Origin of the sequence: Mesorhizobium sp. M0011 (assembly GCF_040324155.1) — a bacterium.
Taxonomy (GTDB): domain Bacteria; phylum Pseudomonadota; class Alphaproteobacteria; order Rhizobiales; family Rhizobiaceae; genus Mesorhizobium.
In genome coordinates, this window is record NZ_JAMYVQ010000050.1 from 1 (window position 1) to 22867 (window position 22867).

A 22867-nucleotide genomic window follows, 5' to 3' on the forward strand; every position below is an offset into this window, starting at 1 on the left:
AGGCTGATCTCGTCGCAGAGCAGCACGCGCGGTTGGCAGAGCAGCGCGCGGCCGATGGCCACCATCTGCTGCTGCCCGCCCGAGAGGCTCTGCACCTGCGTGCGGGCCTTCTCCTTGAGGATCGGGAACAGCTGATGCAACCGCGGCAGCGTCCATCCGCCCTTGGCGCCCATGCGCGCGGCCTGGTCGATGGCGACGCGAAGATTGTCCTCGACCGACATGCCGGTGAAGAGGCGGCGGCCCTCCGGCACGATAGCGACGCCCTTCTGTACCATGCGGTCGGTGGCGGTGCCGCCGACCGGCTCGCCGTGCAGCAGCACCATCTCGCGCCCAACCGGGAGCAGGCCCATGATCGAACGCAGGAGGGTGGATTTTCCAGCCCCGTTGGCGCCGATCAGAGCCACGGCCTCACCCTGGTGCAGCTCGATGTCGACGCCGTAGAGCGCCTGGAAGTCGCCATAGCGGGCCAAGAGCCCGTGGGTGGAAAGAACAGCCGTCATACCTCGATCCCCATGTAGACGCGCTGGACCTCGGGCAGCGCGATCACTTCGGCGGGCACGCCTTCGGCGATCTTCTCGCCGAAGTTCAGCACCAGCAGCCGGTCGGCCACCGCCAGCAGTGCGTGCAGCACATGCTCGATCCACACGATGGTGATGCCGCGGTCGCGGATGCGGCGCACCAGCGCCACCAGCGCCTTCGATTCATCGTCGGTCAGCCCACCCGCGATCTCGTCCAGCAGCAGCAGCTTCGGATCCGACGCCAGCGCGCGCGCCAGCTCCAGCCGTTTGCGGTCGAGCAGCGTCAGAGCGCCGGCCGAGACATTGGCTTTGTCGGAGAGCTCGCAGTCGCGCAGGACCTGGGCGCAGAAAGCATAGCTTTTCTTCTCGGACCGGCCGCGGCCTAACGGGGGGGCGACCAGCAGGTTTTCGAAGGTGGTCATGCCGGAATAGGGACGCGGGATCTGATAGGTCCGCCCGATCCCCATCTGGCAGCGCCGGAAGGGCGGCTCGCCGCGGAGCGCCGTGTCGCCGAGCTGGATCTCGCCGCCGGACGTCTTCAAATCGCCGCTGATCATGTTGAACAGCGTCGTTTTGCCCGCCCCATTCGGGCCTAGGATGCCCAGGACCTCGCCCCTATGCACGTCGAAACTCACGTCATGCAGGACGCGGACAGCGCCGAAGGACTTCGACACGCCGTGCGCTTTCAGCAGGATTTCCCTACCCATAACTCTGCCCGCGTTCCCGCTCATGTCACCAGGCGATCGGCTGGATAGCCTGCTGCGGCGCGAAGAGCTGATTGACCGTGTTGTCGACGATCTTCAGGTCATAAGGCCATTTCTCACCCTTCACCCATTGGCCGCCGAAGATCGGCGTCTTGCAGATGTTCTTGTGGGGCGAGCCGTCGAACTTGATATGACCGACCAGCGTCTGCAGATCGGTAGCGACCAGAGCGTCACGATTGGCCGCACGGTCGAGCGGATTGGAAGAGCGCTTCAGGATGTCGAGCGCGACCTCCAGCAGCGCGTGCGAATAGCCAAGCGGCTGCGTCCACTGGCGCTTCGTATCGGCTTCCCATTGGCTGGCGATGTCGCTGCTGATCTGGCCGCTCAGCGACGACTTGAACGGGAAGGCCGGGGTCCACCAGACCTCCGAGGACATGCCGTTGCCAAGCGGCCCCATCGCCTCGACACCGCCCGGGAACAGGAGCGCCGCCGCCACCGTGACCGCCTTCGGCTTGAAGCCCTGCTGGTTGCACTGGGTGACGAAGGTCTTCAGATCGTCGGGATAGGTGATGCCGCCGATGATCTCGCAGCCCTGCTTCTTGAACTCGGCGATCTGTGCGGAAAAATCATTGGTGCGGGGCTGGAAATAGCCGGGCACCACGACCTCGTAGCCGGCCTTGCGGGTCGGCGCTGGCAAGCCATATTCGTCGTTGCCCCAGGTCTCGCCGTCGATGTTCTGCGGGAACAGCATCCCGACCTTCTTGTTGGTCTCCAGATGGTTCCAGAGCCCGACGAAGGTGTTCAACGCCTCGTCGAGGCCCCAGAAGAAATGATAGGTCCAGTCGAAGGTCTGCTTGCCGCCGCCGCGCGGCATGATCACCGCTTGCCAGGGAGCGCCCGAGGAAATGCAGGGCGTTTCATAAAGTTCGGCCTGCTCGGCCGCGGGCAGGATCGTGTCGGTGGTCGAGGCCGGCACGAGCAGATGAACCTCGTCGTTCAGGATCAGATTGCCGGAGATTTCCGATGCCTTGTTCGGATTGGACTGGCTGTCGCGGTCGAGGATCTCGATTTCGTAAGTATTGCCGTCGGCGCATTGCAGCTGGCCGCCGAGCAGGGCGCGGATCTTCTGCAAGGTGTAGCCATCCGTTTCACCAAAAAGGGCGAGCGGTCCGGTCGTCGGGCTGAGGTAACCCAGCTTGATCTTCCCGGCGGTCGCGGCGCGCACATAGGCCGGCATGCCAAGCGTGCTGGCGGCAACGCCGGCTCCAATCCCCTTCAGCACGCTTCGACGGCTGGGCCGCAAGCCCGATTTCACCAGTCTGTTGTAGTAGCTCATCGTCGGTTCCTCCCTGGGTTAAGTTTCTCCGGCCCACGGGACCGGTCTCAGTTCAAAGCGTGTTCAGGTCATCCGCAGCAGCGAGCCGCCATCGATGACGATCAGCGAGCCCGTCACGTAGGAAGCGGCAGGCGACGCCAGATAAAGCGCCAGGCCCTTGATCTCTTCCGGGTCGCCGATCCGACCGAGCAGCGACTGGGCCTCGAAGGCCTCGCGGTCCGCCGGATTGCGCAGCCGACCGCCGGCGATGTTGGTGATGAACGGTCCGGGCAGGATGGCATTGATGCGGATGTTGTAAGCGCCAAGCTCCATCGCCATGTGGCGAACGAGATGGTTCACCGCGGCCTTGGCGGGCATGTAGGGCGTGCCCACGATGCTCTCGTTGATCAGCGATGCAATGGACGACGTGACGATGATCTGGCCGCCGCCATTCGGCTTCATGTGCCGGACGGCGTGTTTGATCGTGGTGTAGACCGAGGTCAGGTTGATCTCGATCACCTTGTCCCAGTGCTCGTCGGGCAGGTTCTCGATGGCGCCCTCGGGGTTCCTTTCGCCCGTCGGGGTGTTGAAGCCCGGTCCGGCATCAATCCCGGCATTGGCGAACACCACGTCGATCGAGCCCGCCTTCCCGGCCACCTTGTCGAAGGCTGCGGCCATGGCCACACGGTCGCCGACGTCGACGGCCTGGCCCCAGACATCGCCACCCGCCGCCTTGATCGCCGTCACGGTCTTCTCCAGCCCCGTTGGGTTCAGGTCGAAGATGCAGACTTTTGCCCCATGCTCGGCCATGATCTCGGCATAGGCCTGTCCGATGCCGCTGGCGCCGCCGGTGACGATCACCGACTTGCCCCTGACATCGAACATCTTCTCAAGTGCAGCCATCAGTTTCCTCCCTTGCGCGACAGCACGAAATCGAACTCCACGTCGTAGAACGGGGACGCAACCTCGACCCTGGCGGCAGCTTCGGCGTCCTCGACCTTGCGGAATTCGGCGAGCAGGCTCTTCTTCACGCCGAAGACGGCATCTGAATCGATGTACGGGTCGTCCGGATCGAAGATGTGCGTGGTCAGCGGGTCGAAGCCCTCGGCCTCGACGATGTAGTGGAGATGCGCCGGGCGATTGGGGTGACGCCCCAGCGCGCCCAGCAGCTTGCCGACCGGGCCGTCATCCGGGATCGGGTAGTATTTGGGCTTCACGCCGCGGAACCAGTAACGTCCGTCGGCGCCGGTGCGGAACACGCCGCGCAGGTTGAAGTCGGGCTGGATGCCCTTCTGCTGCACGTCGTAGAAGCCCTCGTCATTGGCCTGCCAGACGTCGATCTTGGCGCCTGCGATCGGGTTGCCCTCGGTATCGAGGATGCGGCCATGCACGAACATGGGCTCGCCCTTCTGGTCGAGGCAGATGTTGGAGCCCATCGGCAGCTCGGGGGCGTCGGCGACGTGGAAGGGTCCCAGCACCGTCGATTCCGAGGCGCCCGACGGCTTGCGGTTGTTGATCGCATCGACCAGCATCGAGATACCGAGAACATCCGACAACAGGATGTATTCCTGCCGCCACTCGTTGCAGATCTGGCCTGTCCGCGTCAGGAACATGATCGCGCCGAACCATTCCTCCTGTGTCGGCTCGATCTCTTTCACCGCCTCGTGCAGCTTGCGGGTGATGACCTCCATCACCTCTTTGAGCCGCTCGTCCTTGGCGTTCCTGTTCCGCGCCACCACGACCTCGGCCGAGTTCGCTTCGGTGAAATAGCCGGATTCGTGTTCGTCGATCATGCGATCCTCCTCAGCGCGCCAGAACGGATTTGAAGATCCGGCGCAGTTCGGCCGCCGGCTCGGCCGCCAGCGTTTCGGAGCGCCAGGCGACGTGGTGGTCGGGACGGACGATCAGGCAGCCGGTGTCGCGGATCTCCCGTGCGCCGGCCCAGTCGCCGGTATGATCCTCGATCGCGCGGCGCGGGCCGATCACATGGCTGCGGATCGGCAGACCGAGCTCCGCGCCCACCGTCTCCGCCGCGGCGACCCACGCCTCTCCGCCAATGCCGGTCAACAGCGTGAACTCGCCATGCCCGCAAAGATCGAGCGTCGAGACCTTCCTGCCCGAGCGCTCGAAGACCCAGACATGCGGCAAGCGCGCGCCCGGCCAGGTTGTCGGCGCATAGTGCAGCTCGCGATCCTTCTCGAAGGCCGGCTCGCGCTGGCCGTCGGTCACCACCGCGCCCGAGGCATAGCGCTGGTTCATCTCGACGCCATGGGCGTCGAACTCGTACTTCTTGAAGGCGATGGCCTTGCGGAGCGCCTCGCGCTGCGCTTCGGCGACGGGCGTCGCATCGGCGCGAGCCTCCATGTTCCTCTGGATCTTGTCGTGATCCACGCCGCCGTCCATGCCGAGCGCCTCGAAGATCGGTCCGAATTCGGCGATGGACTGGTTCGCCCGTGTCACGATCTGGCGCGCGATCGGTGCGCGCTCGGCCGAGAAGCTGTCCAGAAGCCCGACCCCCGCCTGCCCCTTGATGACCTTGGCAAGCTTCCAGGCGAGGTTGAACCCGTCCTGGATCGATGTGTTCGAGCCGAGCCCGTTCGAGGGCGGATGCCGGTGCGCGGCATCGCCCATGATAAACACCCGCCCCTTCTGCATGTGCGTGGCGAAGCAGTTGTTCACGGTCCAGGTGTTCGCGCCCAGGAGCTCGATCTCGAGCGCGGGATCTCCGACCAGTTGACGCGCGACGCTGGTGGCCAGTTCCGGCGTCACGTCCGGCGGCGGCTGGTTGATGTCGTAGCCCCAGACGATCAGCCACTCGGTCCAGGGCCGCACCATGCGAACGAGGCCCATGCCGATGCCGCCGACGTCGGCGCCGGGCTGCATGACCCAGTAGAGGACGCTTGGCCGGTGGGCGACATACTTCGAGAGATCGGCCCTGAACAGGATGTTCATCGAGCCGCCGACGCCCATCTTGCCTTCGAGCGGCAGGCCCAGATGCTCGGCCACCAGCGAGTTGCCGCCGTCGGCACCGACGAGGAACTTCGACCGCACGGTGAAATCCTTGCCCGACAGCCGATCGTGGCAGGTCGTCGTCACGCCGTCCGCATCCTGGACATGGCTGACATATTCCGTGCTCATGCGTGCCTGCGTCCCGCGGGCGCAGGCCGACTTGAACAGGATCGGCTCCATGAAGGTCTGCGGCAGATCGTTCATGAAGCAGGGAGACGACAGGAGATGTTCGGCCTTCGAGAGCGGGTGGATGCCCCAGCTCTTCATGCGGCCGATCTCCTCGCCGGCCAGGCTTTCGCAGAACACGTTCTCGCCCATCAGCTCCTGCGGCGAGGCGTGCATCATGGCCTCCGCCTCGACATCCGGACCGAGGTCGCGCAGCACTTCCATGGTGCGCTGGTTGGTGATGTGGGCACGCGGCGTGTTCGACAACCAGCGATAGCGATTGACGATCATGTTGGCCACGCCGTAGCTGGACAGAAGTGCCGCCGTGGCCGAGCCGGCTGGGCCCGCGCCGATGATCAGCACGTCGGTTTCGATATCCGCCATCAAATTCCTCCCTCGATCTTCGGACCGGTCAGCCTGCGGCGAACCGGAAACAGGTGCAGGCCATTGCGGGACGCGATCAGGCCCCACAGCCCCTTTGGTGCAAAAAGCATCACGACGACGGCGATGAGGCCGAGCGTCATCAAGTACCAGCTGCCGTAGTCGGCCAGCGCCGAACGCAGCGCAAAGAAGACCAGCACGCCGAGGATCGGCCCCTCGATGGTGCCGATGCCGCCGATGACGACAATGAAGATGACGTTGGCGGTCCAGTCGGTGACGGCAAAGGCCGCACTGGGCGAAATACGGGCCGTCTGCAGGAAAATCAGCGCGCCGGTCAGCCCGGTAGCGGCCGCGGCGATCAGAAAGACCGCCCATCTGAGCCGGCCGGTATCGACGCCCACCGATTGTGCCGCGTCGACATTGTCGCGCACGGCCGCCAGCGCCAGCCCGAGGCGACTGCGCAGCAGCCAATAGATGCCGCCCGTCACAGCCACGACCAACGCCAAAGCCAGCCAGTAGGCCAGGATGTCGCGTGCCGCGGCCTCGCGGACGCCGAACAGCGTCCGGATCGCATCGGTGCCCAGGATGCTGCTCGTCGCCTCGCGCGGCAGCGAGGTGCCGGTGCCGCCGCCGAGCGCCTTCCACTGTGCGACCAGCAGGCGCGTCACTTCCGCGATCACCCAGGTGCCGATGGCGAAATAGGCGCCCTGCAAACGGAATGCGAAGAACGCCGTCGGAACCGCCAGCACCAGCGCCGCAAGGCCGCCCAGCGGGATCGCCAGGATCGGATTCCAGTCGAGCAGGATCACGCCAGCGAACATCGCATAGGCGCCGATGCCGACGAAGGCCTGCTGGCCCACCGAGACAAGGCCGCCATAACCCGCCAGCAGGTTCCATATCTGCGCCAGCGTCAGCATGGTGAGGATGAAGAAAAGATCCTGTATGGCGCCACGCGAGGCCACGGCGGGCAGCGCGAGCGCGGCGACGATGACGATCGGCACCGTGATCGCGGTCACGGTTCCGGCGCGGGTGCGGGTTGTCAGTCGATACATGCCGCCCCTCAATCCACTGCGCGCGGAAAAAGCCCGCGCGGCTTGAGCAGCATCACGGCCAGGAAGGCGATGTGGCCTGCCAGGATCTGCCATTCCGGATTGAGCGCCGCACCGAACGTCTGCGCCACGCCGATGATGATTCCGCCGGCAAGCGTTCCCCATAGGCTGCCGAGGCCTCCGATGATCACCGCCTCGAAGGCATAGATCAGCCGCGCCGGCCCGATCGAGGGATCGAAATTCGCCCGCATGCCGAGATAGAGCGCCGCCAGCGTCACCACGACCATGGCGATCCCGGTGGCGATCGCGAAAATCCGCTTCGGCTCTATCCCCATCAGCCCCGCCGTCACGGCGTCGTCCGAGGTGGCGCGGAAGGCACGGCCGAGGGCGGTGTGGTAGAAGAGCCCGTTCAGGGCAATGATCATCACGATCGCCGACGCAAAGGTCATCAATGGCATGATCCCCACCGTGACCAGCCCGAGATCGAGCGATGCCCCCTCCAACGCGCCCACCGGGATGCGGCGGCTGTCGGCGGAAAAGAGCTCGAGCAGCCCGTTCTGCAGGGCAACCGACAGGCCGAACGTGACGAGAAGCGGCGGCAGGATGTCCTTGCCCAGCACGCGGTTCAGTATGACTGTCTGTAGCAGCCAGCCGAGCGCGAACATCACCGGCATGGCGATCAGGGCAGCGATCCATGGCGACAGGCCGAGCAGCGTGACGCCCATCAACACCAGATAGGCGGCAAGAATGATGAGGTCTCCATGGGCGAGGTTCACCAGCCGCATGATGCCGAAGACGAGGCTCAACCCCGCTGCGAACAAGGCATAGAGCCCGCCCAGCAGAATCCCCTGCACGAGGGTGTCCAGCCAGATCATCGCCGCGCCACCTCGATCACGCCACAAGAGCACTGCGCGAGCAAATGACGGAGCCTCGGTTGCCGCGTCATGCCGCCACTCCGAAATAGGCGGAATGGATGTCTTCGCGCGTGACCTCGGCCGCCCTGGCGGCCAGCGTGACGCGGCCCTCCATCATGCAGTAGACGCGATCGGCCACCGCCAGCGCCTTGCCGATATCCTGCTCCACCAGCACGATCGCGGCGCCTCCTTCGCGGATCTTGGGAAGGGCTGCGTAGATATCGCGGATGACGACCGGCGCCAGGCCGAGGATGATCTCGTCGCAGAGCAGTAATTCGGGGTTCGACATCAGCGCCCGGCCGATCGCCACCATCTGCTGCTGGCCGCCCGAGAGCGCTGTGCCGGGGCTCTTGCGCCGCTCGCGCAGGATCGGAAAAAGGTCATAGACGGCGTCGAGGCTCCACGGCCCCGGCACCTTGCGCGCCTGCCCGCCGACCAGCAGATTTTCCTCGACGGTCAGCGAGGGGAACAGCCGGCGTCCTTCCGGCACCATGGCGATGCCGCGCTTCATGATCTCGGCCGAAGACAGCGCGCCGATCGGCTCGCCCCGGTGCAGCACCATGCCGGGCTCATTGCCGATCACGCCCGTGATCGAGCGCATCAGCGTGGATTTTCCGGCGCCGTTGGCGCCGATGATCGCCACGCATTCGCCCACCGCGACAGTGATATCCACACCGAACAGCGCCCGGAACTGGCCGTAATTCGCGGTGAGGCCGCGCGTTTCCAGCATCAGACCTCGAGCCCCAGATAGATTTCGCGAACCGCCTTCGAGGCCATGATCTCATCAGGCGCACCGATCCCGATCACACGCCCGAAATCCAGCACGAGAAGCCGCTCTACCACCGAATTCAGGGCGTGCAGCACATGCTCGATCCAGATGATTGTCGTGCCCCTGGCATGGATCGCCTTGATCGTCGCGACCAGGGCCTTGCATTCGCCCTCCGTCAGACCGCCGGCGATCTCGTCCAGAAGCAGAAGCTCAGGGCCTGTCGCCAGGGCGCGGGCGAGTTCGAGGCGCTTGCGGTCGAGAAGGCTCAGCGAGCCGGCCACGAAATTGGCCTTCCTGAGAAGCTCCGTCTCCTCGAGGATACCAGCGCAATCGTCGACCATCTCGGCCTCGCGTCCGCCGCGGCCGAAGGCGGCAGCGGTCAAGAGATTTTCGAACACGGTCAGCCCCTCGAAAGGCTGCGGAATCTGGAAGCTGCGGCCAACGCCCATGCGCGCCCGCTCCATCGCCGGAGCACGGGTCACGTCGCGGCCGAGCAATTCGATGCGACCCTCATTTGCAAACAGATTGCCGGTGATCAGGTTGAAGAGCGTCGATTTTCCGGCGCCGTTCGGGCCGATAATGCCCAGCGCTTCGCCGCGCGGCACGCTGACGGTCACGGAATCCGCAACCTTCAAGGCGCCGAAGGACTTCGAAACGTTTTCCAGCCTGAGTATCATCACTGTCATCCTTGGGTCGCGCCGAACGAGGGCGGCGGTATCAGCCGCCCTCGGCAGCGTCAGGCCACGGCTTCCATCTTGCCGGCGGTGGGTATCTGGGAGGCGCCGGCGTTTTCGACGATCACCAGATCGAAGCCGCCACCGGCCTTCTTGCGCCACTGCCCGCCAACGAGCGGCGTCTTGCAGACGTTCTTCGCGGCGAAAGGTGGCAATCCCGCACCGCTCCAGGCCACCTTGCCCACTACCGTCGTCATGTCGGTGGCCGCTATCGCCGCCGCGATCGCCTCGGCATTGGTTGGATCCGACACGCGGCCCATGACATTGGCCGCCACCTCGAACAGCGAATGGACAAAACCGATCGGCTGGGTCCAGGGACGGCCGGTCTTGGCGGTGAAATCCGCAGCGAGTTCGGCCGAACTCTCGCCCGTCAGCGACGATTTGAACGGATGCGAGGCCGACCACCAGACCTCGGACGAGAGGTTGTGGCCGGCGTCGCCGAGCGTCTCGACCGATTGCGGGAAAAGGATCGCCTTGGCCACCGTCACCGCCTTGGGCTTGAAGCCCTGCTGGCGGGCCTGGTTCCAGAAGGTGGTGAAGTCGGGCGGAATGACCACCCCGGTAACGATCTCGGCATTGGCGGCTTTGAAGGCGTTGACCTGCGCGGTGAAATCGTCCGAAAGGTTCTGATAGCGGCCAGGATCGGCAAGGCTGAAGCCGGCGGCGTCGAGGCCGGGCTTCAACCCATTCTTCGGGTCGCCCCAGGCATTGCCGTCGGCATCGTTGGGGAACAGCCCGCCCACCTTGCCGTTGGTGGAAAGCTGCTTCCACATGCCGGTGTAGACGGCGATGATGTCTTCGAGACCCCAGAAATAATGATAGGCGAAGTTGAAAGGCTTCCACGAGGCCGGATCGGCCGGACTGCCCTGCTGGCCGATGAACCAGGGCTGCCACGGCGCCATCGTCGAGATGACCGGCACGCCCTCCGCCTCGCAGGTGGTGGCCACTGGGTTGGTGTTCTCGGGCGTCGAGCCGACGAGCATCAGGTTGATCTCGTCATCGACGATCAGGCTCTTCGCCACCTCGGCCGCGCGATTGGGGTTCGACTGGCTGTCCTTGACGATGACCTCGAAGTTCTTGCCTGCCTCGGAAGCGAGGAAGGCCTTGATGTTGTAGGCATCGCTCTCCGCGAAGCCGGCAAGCGGCCCGGTCTGCGGCGAAACATAGCCCAGGCGGATCTTGGCGCCTTGCGCGATGGCCGGCGTCGCCAGGCGCGAACCGGCCAGCGCCAGGCCTGTCGCCGCCGAGGCTTTCAGTAGGCTACGTCTTGTGATCATGTGTAGTTCCTCCCTCTTGTTTTATTCTCAAGCCCCCGGACGGCGTCCCTCCCACGCCGCCTGAAGGAGTTCCCTTATCGATCCTGGATCGATTGGCCTCGGATTCGCATAGGCATTCTTGACCGCGATCGCCGCCGCGCGGTCGAGATCGGCCTCCTCGATGCCGATCGCCTTCAGGCTCAGCGGGGAGCCGACCGACTGTGCGAAATCCCAGAGCCCGCCGCCCGCCGAGCCACCACCGAATGCCCCAGTGATCGGACGCAACAGATCAGGCACCGCCGTTTCGTTGAAGGCGGTCGTGTACGGCAGCAGGATGGCGTGGGTCTCGGCATGCGGCGTATCGAACGAGCCGCCGAAGACATGCGCCAGCTTGTGATGCAGCGCCATCGAGACATAGCCGAGCGCGGTCGAGCAGCACCAGGCCGCATAGAGCGCCTGCGTCCGCGCCGCGCGATCCTGCGGGTCGCGGATCAGCCTTGGAATGCCGTCCTTAAAGGCAATCATGGCATCCCTGCACATGAGCACGATCACCGGGTTGCGATCGGGGGCATACAAGGCCTCCATCGCATGAGCGATCGCGTTCATCGCCGAGGTGACGGTGAGACTTACCGGCAGGCTCAGTGTCAGATCGACGTCGTAGATCACCGTCTCGGGGCGAATGTCCGGCGAACGGCGGGTAGTCTTCTCGCCGGCCGCCGTCTCGCCGAGGATGTCGGTCATTTCCGAGCCGGCATAGGTGGTGGGAATGACCACCTGGTCGGCGCCCGTGCGCACGGCAATCGCCTTGCCGAGCCCGGTGGTCGAGCCGCCGCCGAGGCTGACGACCGCCGAAGCGCCGCTGCTGCGGAAGGCACCGACGGCCTTTTCCGTGACCTCGACAGGGGTATGCATGACCGCGCCGGCAAAGATCCCGGCGGCGAGGCCACCAAGGCTTACGGCCAGTCTTTCCGCATCGCCCATCTGATGCGGTGTCGAAAGCACCATCACCTTGTCATGGCCGAGCCGCCGGACTTCCTCTTCGACGCGAGCCATGGTGCCGGCACCGAAGACCACCCGTGTCGTCAGGCCCGGAAAGGTGAAGCTGTCCATCATCGCGCCGCCTCCATGCGCGGGCCACGCCCGGCGGCGAGGTCGTCGAGGATCGTGCCCAGCATGACGATCTCGGCGTCCGAGACCTCATGGCCCCGTCCCGGGAAGAGATCGGCCCGCAGGCTCGCGCCAATGCGGCCCAGCGACTGCGCGGCATCGGCAAACGCCGAGACTGGTATCCAGGGATCGGCATCGCCGCCGGAAAGATAGATCGGCATTCCGGCCGGCGCGGCCTCGGATCTTTCGTCCGCCGGAACGCCGACACGGCAGCCCGTGAAGGCCGCCAAAGCATCCGGCGGCGGCAGCCCCGCGCAGAGGTATTCGATCGACAGACACGCCCCTTGCGAGAAGCCCGCGAGAAGAAGCGGCAGTCCGGGCAGTTCGGCCCGCGCCGCGACCATTGCGGCCGCAAGGTGGTCGAGCGCGTCGGAAAGCTGCGCCCGGGCGACCGGCGTCAACGGGTCGACGGCACGCGCCTCCCACCACATGCCGTGTGGTGCACGCGGCAGGATAAAGGCCACGGCGGTTGCGGAAAGCCGCGACAGCACATGGGACTGCATCTCTTCGGGCGATTGGCCACGGCCGTGGACGAAGACGCAGATCGCCTTCGCTTCCGGGCCTCTTGGCCCAAGCCGGAGCGGACCGCTGCCTGAACTCACGTGAAATCCGCCTCTTCCAGGCCGACCTGCAATTCGCTCTCACGATCTTTGAACCACGGCGGGAAGACCAGCGTCTTGCCGATCTGGCCCGGGGGCTCGTCCTTGGCCCAGCCTTCGGGCGTAGTCCAGGCAATTTCGAACAGCGCGCCTCCGGGGGAGCGGACATAGCAGGACTTGAAGTAGTTGCGGTCCTTCTGCTCCGAAATATCGGTGAAGCCGAGGCCCTCGATATGGGCGCGCAGTTTCAACTGGTTCTCTTCGTCGCCGGTGTTGAGGGCGAGGTGGTGGATCGTACCGCCCGCCAGCGTCCAGGTGCCCTGCGGGCTGTCGCGGTCGACAATGACCTCCACGCGCTGAGCGACGCCGGTCGCGTCGGGCACGCGGAACACCAGTCCCTCATGGTCGTCAGCCTCTTTCTCCAGCGGCAACGCGATGGTCAGGAAGTCGTCCATCGCAGTGCGGTCCATCACCGCCACCACGGCGCCGTATATTCCCTTGATGCCGTGCGCCTTGCCGATGCCCTGCGCCTCGCTGGTGATCGGCGCGCGCGTATCCCTGTCGCTTTCCACCAGCTCGTGCGGAATGCCGCAGGGATGTGCGAAAGCCGCACGGTCGGCGCCAAAACGAGTGATCTTGATGGCCTCGATGCCGCGCGCGTTCAACCGGTCGACCCAGAAATCCGCGGCCCCCTTGGGAATCGACTGCATGATGGTGCGCGACTGGTTGGACCCGCGGCGGCCATAGACGCCTGGCTTGCGGAACGGGAAGGTGGTGATGATCGTCGAGGCATCGCCGTTGGGCGAGCCGTAATAGAGGTGATAGACAGGGATGACGCCGTCGAACAAGACGGTGCGCTTCACCGAATGCAGGCCCAGTGCCTTGGTATAGAAATCAAAATCTTCCTGAGCGCTGTCGGTCGAGAGCGTCAAATGGTGGTAGCCGCTGACACGTGCCATCGGTCATCTCCTCCCAGAGGTTTCGGTTTCGCCCCGCCGCTGTGGACAGAGCACGAGGTTGAGGTCGAGCGCGTGCTTCCGTTTTCCTCCGTTGGGCGGCAGCGCGCGGAACTCGGCCATGAGTTCGGGTTTGACCCCGAAAATCGCATCCCGGCCGATCGCAGGGTCCGACCGGTCGAAGATGTGGGTCGTCAGCGTCTCGAAGCCCTCCGCCGAGACGCGAAAATGGATATGGGCCGGCCGCTCGAGGCCAAGGCCAAGCGCTGACATCAATTGACCGACCGGTCCATCCGACGGCAGCGTGTAGCCCTTCGGCTTCACCGTCACGAAGACGAAGCATCCCTGCGGATCGGTGCGGAACCGTCCACGCAGATTGAATTCCGGCTGCCTGTCGGGTTCCTGGTTCTCGTAGAGACCCTCGGCATTGGCCTGCCAGATCTCGACCATCGCATCGCCGATCGCATCGCCGTCGAGCGCGACGATCCGGCCCGCAACCTCCAGAGGCTCGCCCTTGTGATCGCGCGAGATATTCGCGCCGAGCGGCATCTCCGGCACGTCGGCCCGGTAGAAGGGGCCGGCCAGGGTGTTTGGGGTCGCCCCAACAGGGCGCGGGCTGTTCTGATCCTCGATCAGCGACGACACGCCCAGGACGTCGGCGAACAGCACCCATTCCTGGCGCCGCGCATCGGCGTAGTGGCCAACCTCGGTCAGAAAATCGATCGCCTGCCGGAATTCCTCGCCCGAGGGTCGCAGCTCGACGATCAGCGCGTGCAAACCGTCGACGGCTGCCTGCGCCGCCGCCGCCAGGCGGGACTGGCCCATTGCCGTCAGGCGCCGTGAGAATTCCTCGGCCTGCGTCGAGATCGCCTTGGGGAATTCATCTCGCTTCGGGTCGTGCTGGCCGTGCATTCCGCCGGGGCCTCCCTTCCCCTTGCCAAGCGGGATAGCACGGCCCGACGCGATGCTTGATGAGATGTGGCGTCCCTTGTATAGCGTTTTGCTATGAAGCTGAACGAGCGCCACCTCATGCAGCTCGCCGCGGTGCTGGATGCCGGCGGCGTGTCGGAAGGAGCCGCTATGCTGGGCCTGACCCAGCCGGCGGTCAGTCGATCACTGGCCATGCTGGAGGCGCGGGTGGGCGAGCCGCTTTTCCTCAAGGGTCGCCGGCCGCTGCAGGCGACACCGCTCGGCTTCCAGTTGGCGGCGCAGGGCCGCACGATCATCACCGCGTCGCGCAAGGCGTCGGATGCGGTCCAGGGCTTCATGAAAGGCACGAAGGGCGTCGTCCGTGTCGGCGGCGTGCCCTTCTTCATGGATGCGATGATCAGCCGGATGATCGGAGAATTCCAGAAGCTCGAACCCGAGGTCACCGTTCAGCAAAGCTATATGAACCTGCCCGAGATGGTCGCGGCGCTGGAGAGCAACCAGATCGATCTCGGGATCGTGCCGATCGGCGTGCTCGACCTGGGACCCGGCTTCGAATTCACCGAAATCCTGCCCGGACGCAACGTCGTGGCTTGCCGGCCCGACCATCCCCTGCTGCGAAATCGCCGCCTCAGGGCGCATGACCTGACCAGCTTTCCCTGGGTAGCCCCCCTACCCGGCTCTCCGCTGATGTCGGACCTGCAGATGATCCTGATGAGCATCGGCATGTCGGACCTCAACGTCCGCTATTCGGGAGGCTCGCTGATGAGCGTGATCAACTTCCTTGCCGAAACCGATGCGCTGGCGGTGCTGCCATTCTCCGTGGTCTTCGCGCAGCGCAAGGAAAACCGGGTGACGGTGCTGTCCTATGAAATTCCGCAGCCCAGCCGCTCGCTTGGTATCCTGCGCCGGGTCAGCGGACCGCGCTCGCCCGCGGCAGAGCGCTTCGCGGGCCACGTCACGACCGCCTTCGAGAATCTGAAGCACATCATCAAACGGCACGAGAATGCCGTCGTCTGGGGGCGGTAATCCAGCCGACATGGCGCCCCTTACAGCTCCAAGAGCCAGGAGCGGACGTTTGGAGCAGCGAGACGATCGGGCGTCCATTGGCCAGTCTCGTTTTTCCCGAACGGGATCCCGGTTTGAGGAGCTGAAGGGCACACCGGTGAGCGCCAGTATCAGCGAAGCTGGTTCATGGCGCCTATTCAGCATCGCCAGCAATGAAGTGCGGCTCTCCCACCCCATTCCGTGCAGGAATGGAACTCCCGTGCCTGTATTCGGTTGGGTACAAAGCCGGCGTCCCACACGCGCTGGCAAGGGTGCGCTGAGGTGACAGATGCTCGACGACGAAGAGGCCGAAGGTTTGTAAGTGCGAATATCGATCTTGGTTGAGCCTCCTATCACCGGTTTGCCTTCACCTCACGGCGAGGGCAACTCCGCGCGACCAGATCAGCTAATGTCCTCCAAGACCCTGGGCGTCATCTACGACATCAAGGGTCTGTTCCCCAGGCATGTTACGGATGGGCGCTTCTGATGAGGGTTCTGGTCACCGGCGCGGCCGGCTTCATAGGGTATCACGTAGCCAAGCGGCTGCTGGAGCGCGGTGACGAGGTCGTCGGCATCGACAACGTCAACGACTACTACGATCCGCAGATCAAGGAGGCGAGGCTGCGGCTTCTGGACGAGGCGAGCCGCAAGACCAATGCCGGCTATCATTTCATCCGCGGCAATCTCGCCGACAAGAGCGTGGTCGACGCCTGCTTTGCCGACCATGCATTCGACCGGGTGATCCATCTCGCCGCCCAGGCCGGGGTTCGCTACAGCCTGGAAAACCCGCATGCCTATGTCGAAAGCAACATCGTCGCCTACACCAACATGCTGGAGGCCTGCCGCAACAGCGCCGTCGCGCACCTGACCTATGCCAGCACCTCCAGTGTCTACGGCGCCAACACCGACATGCCGTTTTCCGAGCATCGTCCGGCCGACCATCCGCTGCAGTTCTACGCCGCGACCAAGCGCGCCAACGAGCTGATGGCGCACAGCTACAGCCATCTGTTCCGATTGCCGACGACCGGGCTTCGCTTCTTCACCGTCTATGGTCCCTGGGGTCGCCCGGACATGGCGCTGTTCCTGTTCACCAGGAACATCCTGGCCGGTGAGCCGGTCAAGCTGTTCAACAACGGCAACCACACGCGCGACTTCACCTATGTCGATGACATCGCCGAAGGCGTGATCCGCGCCAGCGACAGCCCGCCCACGGGCAATGCCGCCTGGGACTCCAGCCGTCCCGATCCGGCCACGAGCAGCGCCCCCTGGCGCATCTTCAACATCGGCAACAACAACCCGGTGAAGCTGACCGCCTATGTCGAGGCGCTGGAAAACGCACTGGGCCGCAAAGCCATCGTCGAACTTTTGCCGCTGCAGCCCGGCGACGTGCCCGATACCTTCGCCGACACCTCGGCGCTGGAGCAGGCGGTCGGCTACCGCCCGACGACGACAGTGACCGAAGGGGTGGGGCGGTTCGTCGAGTGGTACCAGGCGTATTTCGGGCGGGGATAGACAAAGTCTTTGCAAGATCACGGCTGGCAAACTCGCCTCAGGCCACCGTCCAGTGATGCTCGATGGCTGCGCCAGCTCCTGCCAGCACGACGCCCACGGGATTGGCCGCCCCCCGCAATTCGCACCACAGCAACATTGATCTTTGATGGGTGATGTTGCGGTTCCGCTCGCCCGCCATCCGCCATTCGCGTTCGTTTATTTCATTGGGCAAAAAACTACCGACAGCGGACAAACTGCGTCGCTATTCGAATGATGCGGTAGCGGCACATAACGCGCATGTTTCCTCCAGCCGGAGGCGCTTCATCCCCGCGCCGCCGGTTAGGCTCGACGGCCGCCCGCCCCCAAAAAGCCGTCGGGCCGCCAGAAATCCCGATCCTACTCGCCTCCCCTCCTCGCCATCACTGCGTAAACGCCTTGGACATCTGATCCGCAAATGGTTTCAACAGATAAGACCAGACATTGCGTTCATCGGTGCGGATATGAACCTCGGCGGGCATACCTGGCCTCAGCACCTTCGCTTCGGTCAGGCAGTTCGATTTGCTTTCGACCTTGATCCGCGCCGAGAAATAGGAAAGCTGACGTTGCGGATCTTTAATCAGATCTGCCGAGATGTGTTTCACTGACCCTTGGCAGACCGGAGTGGTTCCCACGTCGAACGCCGGAAAACGGATCGATACCGGCTGCCCTGGCCGGACGTCGTCGACCCGCGACGGAGGGATCAGCGCGTCCACCACAAGATCGTCGGCATCAGGCACGATGGTCATGAGCATCTCGCCAGGCGCGATAACGCCGCCGACGGTATGGACAGCCGATTCCTGTATTGTTCCGGACTGCGGCGCGCGGATCGTTGTCTTGGTCAATTCATCCTGGGCCACAATCCTCCGTTCGTTGAGTTCGGTCTGCTTGGCTTCCGTCTCGCGGAGTTCGGTCGTCACGTCAGTGCGCCTTTGGTCATCCAGCTGCAGCATCTGCAACCCCGTTTCGCTGATGCGCGCCTGCGCTTCAGCTACTGCTGCAGCGAGGCGCCCCGATTCTCCCCTGGCCCGGGTGGCATCCAGCCTGATGTTGCTCACCCTCTCCTTGGAGACGAGTTTTTTGGCATAGAGGGAATCAACGTCGGCGAAATCCTTATTCAGCAGAGCAACCGATTCATCCACCGCGCTCTGTTGCGCTTTGAGGCCGTCGATCTGACGTTCGAGTTGCTGGGATTGGCTTCTCAACTGTGCCTTCTGTCCAGCCAAAGCCGAAGCGCGCGTTTCAAAGAGGGCGCGCTCGCCATTGACGAGCGCAGCCAGCTCCGGTTGGTTCATTCGCGCCTTCAGGCCGACCGGCAGCTGCATTTCAGCCAGGCCCGTTCGCTCAGCCTCCAGCCGAGCGAGGCGGACGGTCGCGCGATCGAGATCCTCACTGATGATTTGCAGGTTCGCGCGAGTCAGCGTGTCATCCAGTCTGACCAGCACGTCGCCGGCTCTCACATGATCTCCGTCCTGCGCGAAGATCCCGCCCACTGTGCCTCCGGTTTGATGCTGGACCTTCTTGACGTTGCTTTCCACCACCACGGTGGCTGGTGCAACCACAGCGCCGGCGATCTCGGTCAATCCCAGCCATAGGCCGCCGCCAAGGACCAGCAGACCGGTAATCGCCAAGCCGAATATCAGGTTGGCCCGTATACCGTCCGGCAGATCTGGCGCGCTCACGGCAGGCCGTTTGCTGCCACGAAGGGTCCGAGCATACGATGAGAAGGTGACGAATGTTTCGAGCAGACCTTCATGCATGTCCGGCAACACCCGGTATCGGCGCCAAAGAAGATGGCCGAGGTGAAACAGGCGGTGAAGGTCGGAGCACGTTCGCCAAGACCTGCTCGCGCGAGCCAAAGGCATGAACCGTCCCATTCGACATAACCAATACCTGATCGATGTTGGCGAGAGCCGAAGGACGATGCGCAACGACAATGACGATGCCTCCGCGCTGACGCACTGCCCGTATGGCGCCGGCCAGGGCAGCGTCCCCATCTACGTCGAGGTTCGAGTTCGGTTCGTCGAGCACGACAAGAAACGGCTCGCCATAAAGTGCTCGGGCGAGACCCACGAGTTGCCTCTGCCCTGCCGACAGGGCCGCTCCGCCCTCGCCGATGCGGGTCTGAAATCCCTGAGGGAGTTGCATTATCATTTTCTCGACGCCGGCTGCTCTTGCCGCCGCAAGGACGCCTTTTGGATCCGTCTTGCCTCGGAACCTCGAAATGTTGTCTGCTACCGTGCCGTCAAACAACTCCACATCCTGCGGCATGTAGCCGATATGGGCGCCGAGCTGTTCCGAGTTCCATTGATCGAGAGAGGCACCGTCCAATCTCACCGAGCCATGGAGCGGCTTCCACACCCCGACCAACGAACGCACCAAAGTTGTCTTGCCGGAACCGCTTGGGCCGATTACGGCCATCCCAGCGCCTCTCGACAGATGGAAGCTCACATTCACCACGGTTGGCTTTGGCAAGCCGGGCGGCGCAATGGTCAATTGCTCGACCGCAAACCGCGCCTGCGGCCGAGGCAACTCCATTGGCTCGTCCTGGCGGCCGAATGCCGCCATGACCGCTGCCAGCTCGGAATAGCTGCGCCGGGCCGACAGAAAGCCTCTCCAGTTTGCGATCGCAGCATCCACCGGGGCCAAGGCGCGGCCAAGCAAAATGGAAGATGCGATGATCACCCCAGGTGAAGCCTCGCCGCCGATCACCAGGTAAGCGCCGAGACCGAGAACACAGGACTGCAACGCCATCCGCAGGGCCTTCGACAGCGAACTGGCGCCACCAACGACGTCAGAGAGACGTTCCTGCTGGGCGAGATAGGCTCGGCTGACGTCACTCCAGCGTCGAGCCAGTCGACCAGACAGCCCCATTGCGTGAACGACTTCGGCGTTGCGCCGGCCGGAATCGGCAAGCGCCCGCTGCGACAGCAGCTCCTCCGAGGCACGCGCGGCGGGGCCTCGGCTAAACACTTCCGCGATCGCTGTTAAGAGGACCACAGCGATCGCGCCGACCGTCGCCAGCAGGCCGAGCGAAGGATGGAGCAAATAAATGATCAGCAGATAAAAGGGGATCCACGGGGCGTCGAAGATGACCGTCGGTCCCGTTCCGGAGAGAAAGCCGCGCAGTCGGTCAAGATCGTGCAAAGGCTGCAGACGGTCCGCATCACGCCCTGCCTTGAGCGGCAGGGACAGGGAGATGGAGAACACCTTTTGCTGCAAATTCCTATAGAGACGGCTACCGATGCGGACCAACACGCGAAGCCGCACGAAATCCAGAAGCCCATGGACCGCATACAGACCCAGCATTCCGATCGTGAACCCCACCAGGGTGGGAACGCTCTGCGACGGCAGAACGCGATCGTAAATCTGCAACATATAGACCGAACCGGTCAGAGCGAGAATGTTTATCACTGCCGAGAACAGCGCCACGCCAAGCAGCCCAGGCATGCAGGCGAGAATGGCGGAACGTAGCTCGGGAGAACCAGCCCCCGATGTTTTCATGACCAGCGGTCGTTCGCGCGACACTGCCGCGCCGTTACTTCCGTAAGTTGTGATGGCTCAAACCTTTCTTGATGCGCATAGCAGCCGCTATCCGTCGCCCCCCTTATTACGCTCTGCTTACATACGTCGACTTTGAGGAAAATGCAGCGGATTCGTGGCATGAACCGGCGAAACGCGGCCGCCGACGTCTCCCTGTCTGGGGATAACTTCACGAAAAATGACGATTTTCGCTAAAGGAACTGGTCAGAACGGAGCCGGCAAAAGAGGCGTATGTCCTTGCTCCCAAACACTTTCAAAGGTGCCACAGTCGGCTGAGCAAAATACCTGCTACTGAGCAACAACTTAGATCAATCAAACATTCTATCTCGCTGTGTTTCGTATTTGATTTCATCCTAATGTAGCAATCACCTAAGCAGACGCGGGGCATAAATCGAATCAACCAAAGGATCATTGGATGACACTCCATTATGCGTCCGGTGGATCAGCCACCGAAGTCGCAACCGCCGGGTTCAACCTGGTCGATGTTCAATATCTCTCGCAGGTCAATGCTTTGCCGGACGGCATGAAAGGCCTCGTCTATCTCGGCGCGCATGACGGCGTCACCTCCTCCTTCATTGAAAAAGTTACACCATTTCTGAACAACCCGAAGGTGTTCGGATTTTTCCTGATGGACGAGCCAGATCCCACCGGCAGGTGGGGCACATATGCAACTGCCGAAAACCTGAAAGCGGAATCGGATTGGATCCATTCCCATTTTCCGGGCGCCAAGACCTTCGTCACCATGATGAATATGGGGTCTCCTACAAATCCGGATTTTTCCAACACCTATAATCCGGCCAATACAGGCATCGACTATTACGGGTTGGACCCGTACCCGGTGCGCGATGACGTGAGCACGGTCGACTACAACATGATCGACAGGGCCGTGGGCGCGGCAGTGAAGTCCGGCATCCCGATCGACAAGATCATTCCGGTCTACCAGACTTTTGGCGGTGGCAACTGGACGACCGACACGGGCGGGAAGCATCAGATGCCAACGACGGAACAGATGCAAACGATGATAGATCATTGGGCAGCACTGGTTCCGTCGCCTGCCTTCGATTATGCCTATGCCTGGGGCTCGCAGAACGGAGACACAGCTCTGGAGAATTCGCCGGCACTGCAGGCCTTCTTCCAGCAGCACAACCTCCAAAGCACCGGTGGCTCTGCCGCCCCTCCAGCAAGCGATCCGATCGATACCCCGACCACGCCGCCAAGCGACGCCGGCGCCCCTGCTCCCGCCGCGCCGGCCCCGTCGGACAGCGATCATATATTCCATGGCACGCGCGGCGCAGACGTTTTTCACGCGACCACGGGCAATGACAAATATCTCGTCAACAATGCCCATGACAAGGTGATGGAAGCGCCAAGCGGCGGGGTCGACAAGGTCGTGGCCTCGGTGAGTTACGCTCTTACGGCGGGCTCACATATCGAGCAGTTCTCCACCGCCAGTTCGGGTGGCAGGGCGTCCATCAACCTGACCGGCAACGAATTCGGTCAAGCCATCTATGGGAATGGCGGCGCCAACAAGATCAATGGTGGCGGTGGCGCCGACAAGATGACCGGCTATGGCGGCAATGACACCTATTACGTCGACAATGCCCACGACAAGGTGGTGGAGCAGAGAGGAAGCGGCGCCGATAAGGTTCTTGCCTCGGTGAGCTTCGCTCTTTCGGCTGGCTCGCATATCGAGCAACTCGCAACCACCAAGGCATCCAGCAAGGCCGCCATCAATCTGACCGGCAACGAATTCGGACAGACCATTCAAGGCAATGCCGGTAGCAACAAGATCGACGGCGGCGGCGGAGCCGATACGTTGAGCGGGCGTGGGGGCAGAGATGCCTTCGTGTTCAGTACCGCCCTTGGTGCTGGAAACGTCGACAAGATCACTGATTTCAACAAAGCCCAGGACAAAATCCACCTCGATCATTCCATCTTTGCCGGTCTCGATCAGGGGGGCCTCTCGTCGGACGCTTTCTTTGCCGGCAAAGCCGCGCATGACAGTTCCGATCACATTATCTACAACAGTTCGACGGGAGCTCTTTCTTTCGACAGCGACGGCGTCGGAGGCGCAAACCAGATCCATTTCGCGAGCCTCTCTCCGCATCTGTCGATTACCGCATCGTCTTTTCTGGTCACCTGAACCAGCCCAGCGAAGAAACGCTTTAAGAAGTCGGGGGGGGGCGGGGGGGGGGGCGCCCAGCAGAGTGGAAGTGTGTGGAGGAAACAGAGAAGCGGGGGGGGGAGGGGGAAACCACGCGCCCCCCCGCGCGCCCCCGCCGGGGGG

General features: G+C 63.5%; 21 protein-coding genes. 3 read left to right on the top strand and 18 right to left on the bottom strand.

All coding sequences use genetic code 11. The annotated features are described in order from the left end of the window. The 15 genes from NKK51_RS30815 to NKK51_RS30885 all read right to left on the bottom strand — a co-directional run. The coding region (locus NKK51_RS30815) for an ABC transporter ATP-binding protein (RefSeq protein ID WP_352556013.1) at positions 1 to 500 on the bottom strand (500 nt) is incomplete at its 3' end. Beyond that, positions 497 to 1225: an ABC transporter ATP-binding protein gene (locus NKK51_RS30820; protein WP_352556044.1), complete on the bottom strand. Its 729-nt coding sequence runs from the start codon at positions 1223 to 1225 to the stop codon at positions 497 to 499. The genes NKK51_RS30815 and NKK51_RS30820, both read right to left, overlap by 4 nt. 25 nt (positions 1226 to 1250) lie before the next feature. Next, positions 1251 to 2558 (bottom strand): ABC transporter substrate-binding protein, encoded by a 1308-nt coding sequence (locus NKK51_RS30825; RefSeq protein ID WP_352556015.1) that lies wholly within the window; start codon positions 2556 to 2558, stop codon positions 1251 to 1253. Positions 2559 to 2621: 63 nt separating this feature from the next. Further along, on the bottom strand, positions 2622 to 3440 hold the full coding sequence (locus tag NKK51_RS30830) for an SDR family NAD(P)-dependent oxidoreductase (protein ID WP_352556017.1): 819 nt from the start codon (positions 3438 to 3440) through the stop codon (positions 2622 to 2624). Continuing rightward, positions 3440 to 4330 carry an intradiol ring-cleavage dioxygenase gene (locus NKK51_RS30835; protein WP_352556019.1) on the bottom strand — a complete coding sequence of 297 codons (891 nt, stop codon included), beginning with the start codon at positions 4328 to 4330 and terminating at the stop codon, positions 3440 to 3442. Before NKK51_RS30835 ends, NKK51_RS30830 begins: the two co-directional genes overlap by 1 nt. 10 nt (positions 4331 to 4340) lie before the next feature. Further along, on the bottom strand, positions 4341 to 6095 hold the full coding sequence (locus NKK51_RS30840) for an FAD-dependent oxidoreductase (protein ID WP_352556021.1): 1755 nt from the start codon (positions 6093 to 6095) through the stop codon (positions 4341 to 4343). Further along, the gene (locus NKK51_RS30845; RefSeq protein WP_352556023.1) at positions 6095 to 7144 is read right to left on the bottom strand and encodes a branched-chain amino acid ABC transporter permease; all 1050 of its coding nucleotides are present in this window, start codon (positions 7142 to 7144) and stop codon (positions 6095 to 6097) included. The genes NKK51_RS30840 and NKK51_RS30845 overlap by 1 nt, the downstream gene beginning before the upstream one ends. A gap of 8 nt (positions 7145 to 7152) precedes the next feature. Next, on the bottom strand, positions 7153 to 8016 hold the full coding sequence (locus NKK51_RS30850; protein ID WP_352556025.1) for a branched-chain amino acid ABC transporter permease: 864 nt from the start codon (positions 8014 to 8016) through the stop codon (positions 7153 to 7155). Positions 8017 to 8083: 67 nt separating this feature from the next. Next, positions 8084 to 8785 carry an ABC transporter ATP-binding protein gene (locus tag NKK51_RS30855; RefSeq protein ID WP_352556027.1) on the bottom strand — a complete coding sequence of 234 codons (702 nt, stop codon included), beginning with the start codon at positions 8783 to 8785 and terminating at the stop codon, positions 8084 to 8086. Next, positions 8785 to 9501: an ABC transporter ATP-binding protein gene (locus NKK51_RS30860; RefSeq protein ID WP_352556029.1), complete on the bottom strand. Its 717-nt coding sequence runs from the start codon at positions 9499 to 9501 to the stop codon at positions 8785 to 8787. Before NKK51_RS30860 ends, NKK51_RS30855 begins: the two co-directional genes overlap by 1 nt. A 59-nt stretch (positions 9502 to 9560) precedes the next feature. Further along, entirely contained in the window at positions 9561 to 10835 is a 1275-nt protein-coding gene (locus NKK51_RS30865) for an ABC transporter substrate-binding protein (RefSeq protein ID WP_352556031.1), read from the bottom strand. Positions 10836 to 10862: 27 nt separating this feature from the next. Beyond that, a complete protein-coding gene (locus NKK51_RS30870) occupies positions 10863 to 11927 on the bottom strand; it encodes a maleylacetate reductase (RefSeq protein ID WP_502902528.1) in 1065 nt (354 codons plus the stop codon). After that, positions 11924 to 12583, bottom strand: a complete 660-nt coding sequence (locus NKK51_RS30875) for an alpha/beta hydrolase (RefSeq protein WP_023808934.1) — start codon at positions 12581 to 12583, stop codon at positions 11924 to 11926. The genes NKK51_RS30870 and NKK51_RS30875 overlap by 4 nt, the downstream gene beginning before the upstream one ends. Then, entirely contained in the window at positions 12580 to 13539 is a 960-nt protein-coding gene (locus NKK51_RS30880; protein WP_352556033.1) for a VOC family protein, read from the bottom strand. Before NKK51_RS30880 ends, NKK51_RS30875 begins: the two co-directional genes overlap by 4 nt. A gap of 3 nt (positions 13540 to 13542) precedes the next feature. Further along, a complete protein-coding gene (locus NKK51_RS30885) occupies positions 13543 to 14448 on the bottom strand; it encodes a dioxygenase family protein (protein ID WP_128302522.1) in 906 nt (301 codons plus the stop codon). 93 nt (positions 14449 to 14541) lie between these two features. Between NKK51_RS30885 and NKK51_RS30890 the strand changes: the two genes are divergently transcribed. Both NKK51_RS30890 and NKK51_RS30895 read left to right on the top strand, forming a co-directional pair. Beyond that, positions 14542 to 15492 carry a LysR family transcriptional regulator gene (locus NKK51_RS30890; protein ID WP_352556035.1) on the top strand — a complete coding sequence of 317 codons (951 nt, stop codon included), beginning with the start codon at positions 14542 to 14544 and terminating at the stop codon, positions 15490 to 15492. A 504-nt stretch (positions 15493 to 15996) separates the two neighbouring features. Then, positions 15997 to 17022 carry an NAD-dependent epimerase gene (locus tag NKK51_RS30895; protein WP_352556037.1) on the top strand — a complete coding sequence of 342 codons (1026 nt, stop codon included), beginning with the start codon at positions 15997 to 15999 and terminating at the stop codon, positions 17020 to 17022. A 37-nt stretch (positions 17023 to 17059) separates the two neighbouring features. On the opposite strand, the gene NKK51_RS30900 is transcribed toward NKK51_RS30895, so the two are convergent. The 3 genes from NKK51_RS30900 to NKK51_RS30910 all read right to left on the bottom strand — a co-directional run bounded on the left by NKK51_RS30900 (position 17060) and on the right by NKK51_RS30910 (position 20541). Continuing rightward, on the bottom strand, positions 17060 to 17254 hold the full coding sequence (locus tag NKK51_RS30900) for a hypothetical protein (protein WP_352556039.1): 195 nt from the start codon (positions 17252 to 17254) through the stop codon (positions 17060 to 17062). Between the two features lie 166 nt (positions 17255 to 17420). Beyond that, positions 17421 to 18797: an HlyD family type I secretion periplasmic adaptor subunit gene (locus tag NKK51_RS30905; protein ID WP_352556040.1), complete on the bottom strand. Its 1377-nt coding sequence runs from the start codon at positions 18795 to 18797 to the stop codon at positions 17421 to 17423. Beyond that, positions 18790 to 20541, bottom strand: coding sequence for a type I secretion system permease/ATPase (locus NKK51_RS30910; RefSeq protein ID WP_164892821.1), 1752 nt, complete (start codon positions 20539 to 20541; stop codon positions 18790 to 18792). The genes NKK51_RS30905 and NKK51_RS30910 overlap by 8 nt, the downstream gene beginning before the upstream one ends. 562 nt (positions 20542 to 21103) lie before the next feature. On the opposite strand from NKK51_RS30910, the gene NKK51_RS30915 reads away from it, so the two are divergent. After that, entirely contained in the window at positions 21104 to 22723 is a 1620-nt protein-coding gene (locus NKK51_RS30915; RefSeq protein WP_352556042.1) for a calcium-binding protein, read from the top strand. Positions 22724 to 22867 lie beyond the last annotated feature (144 nt).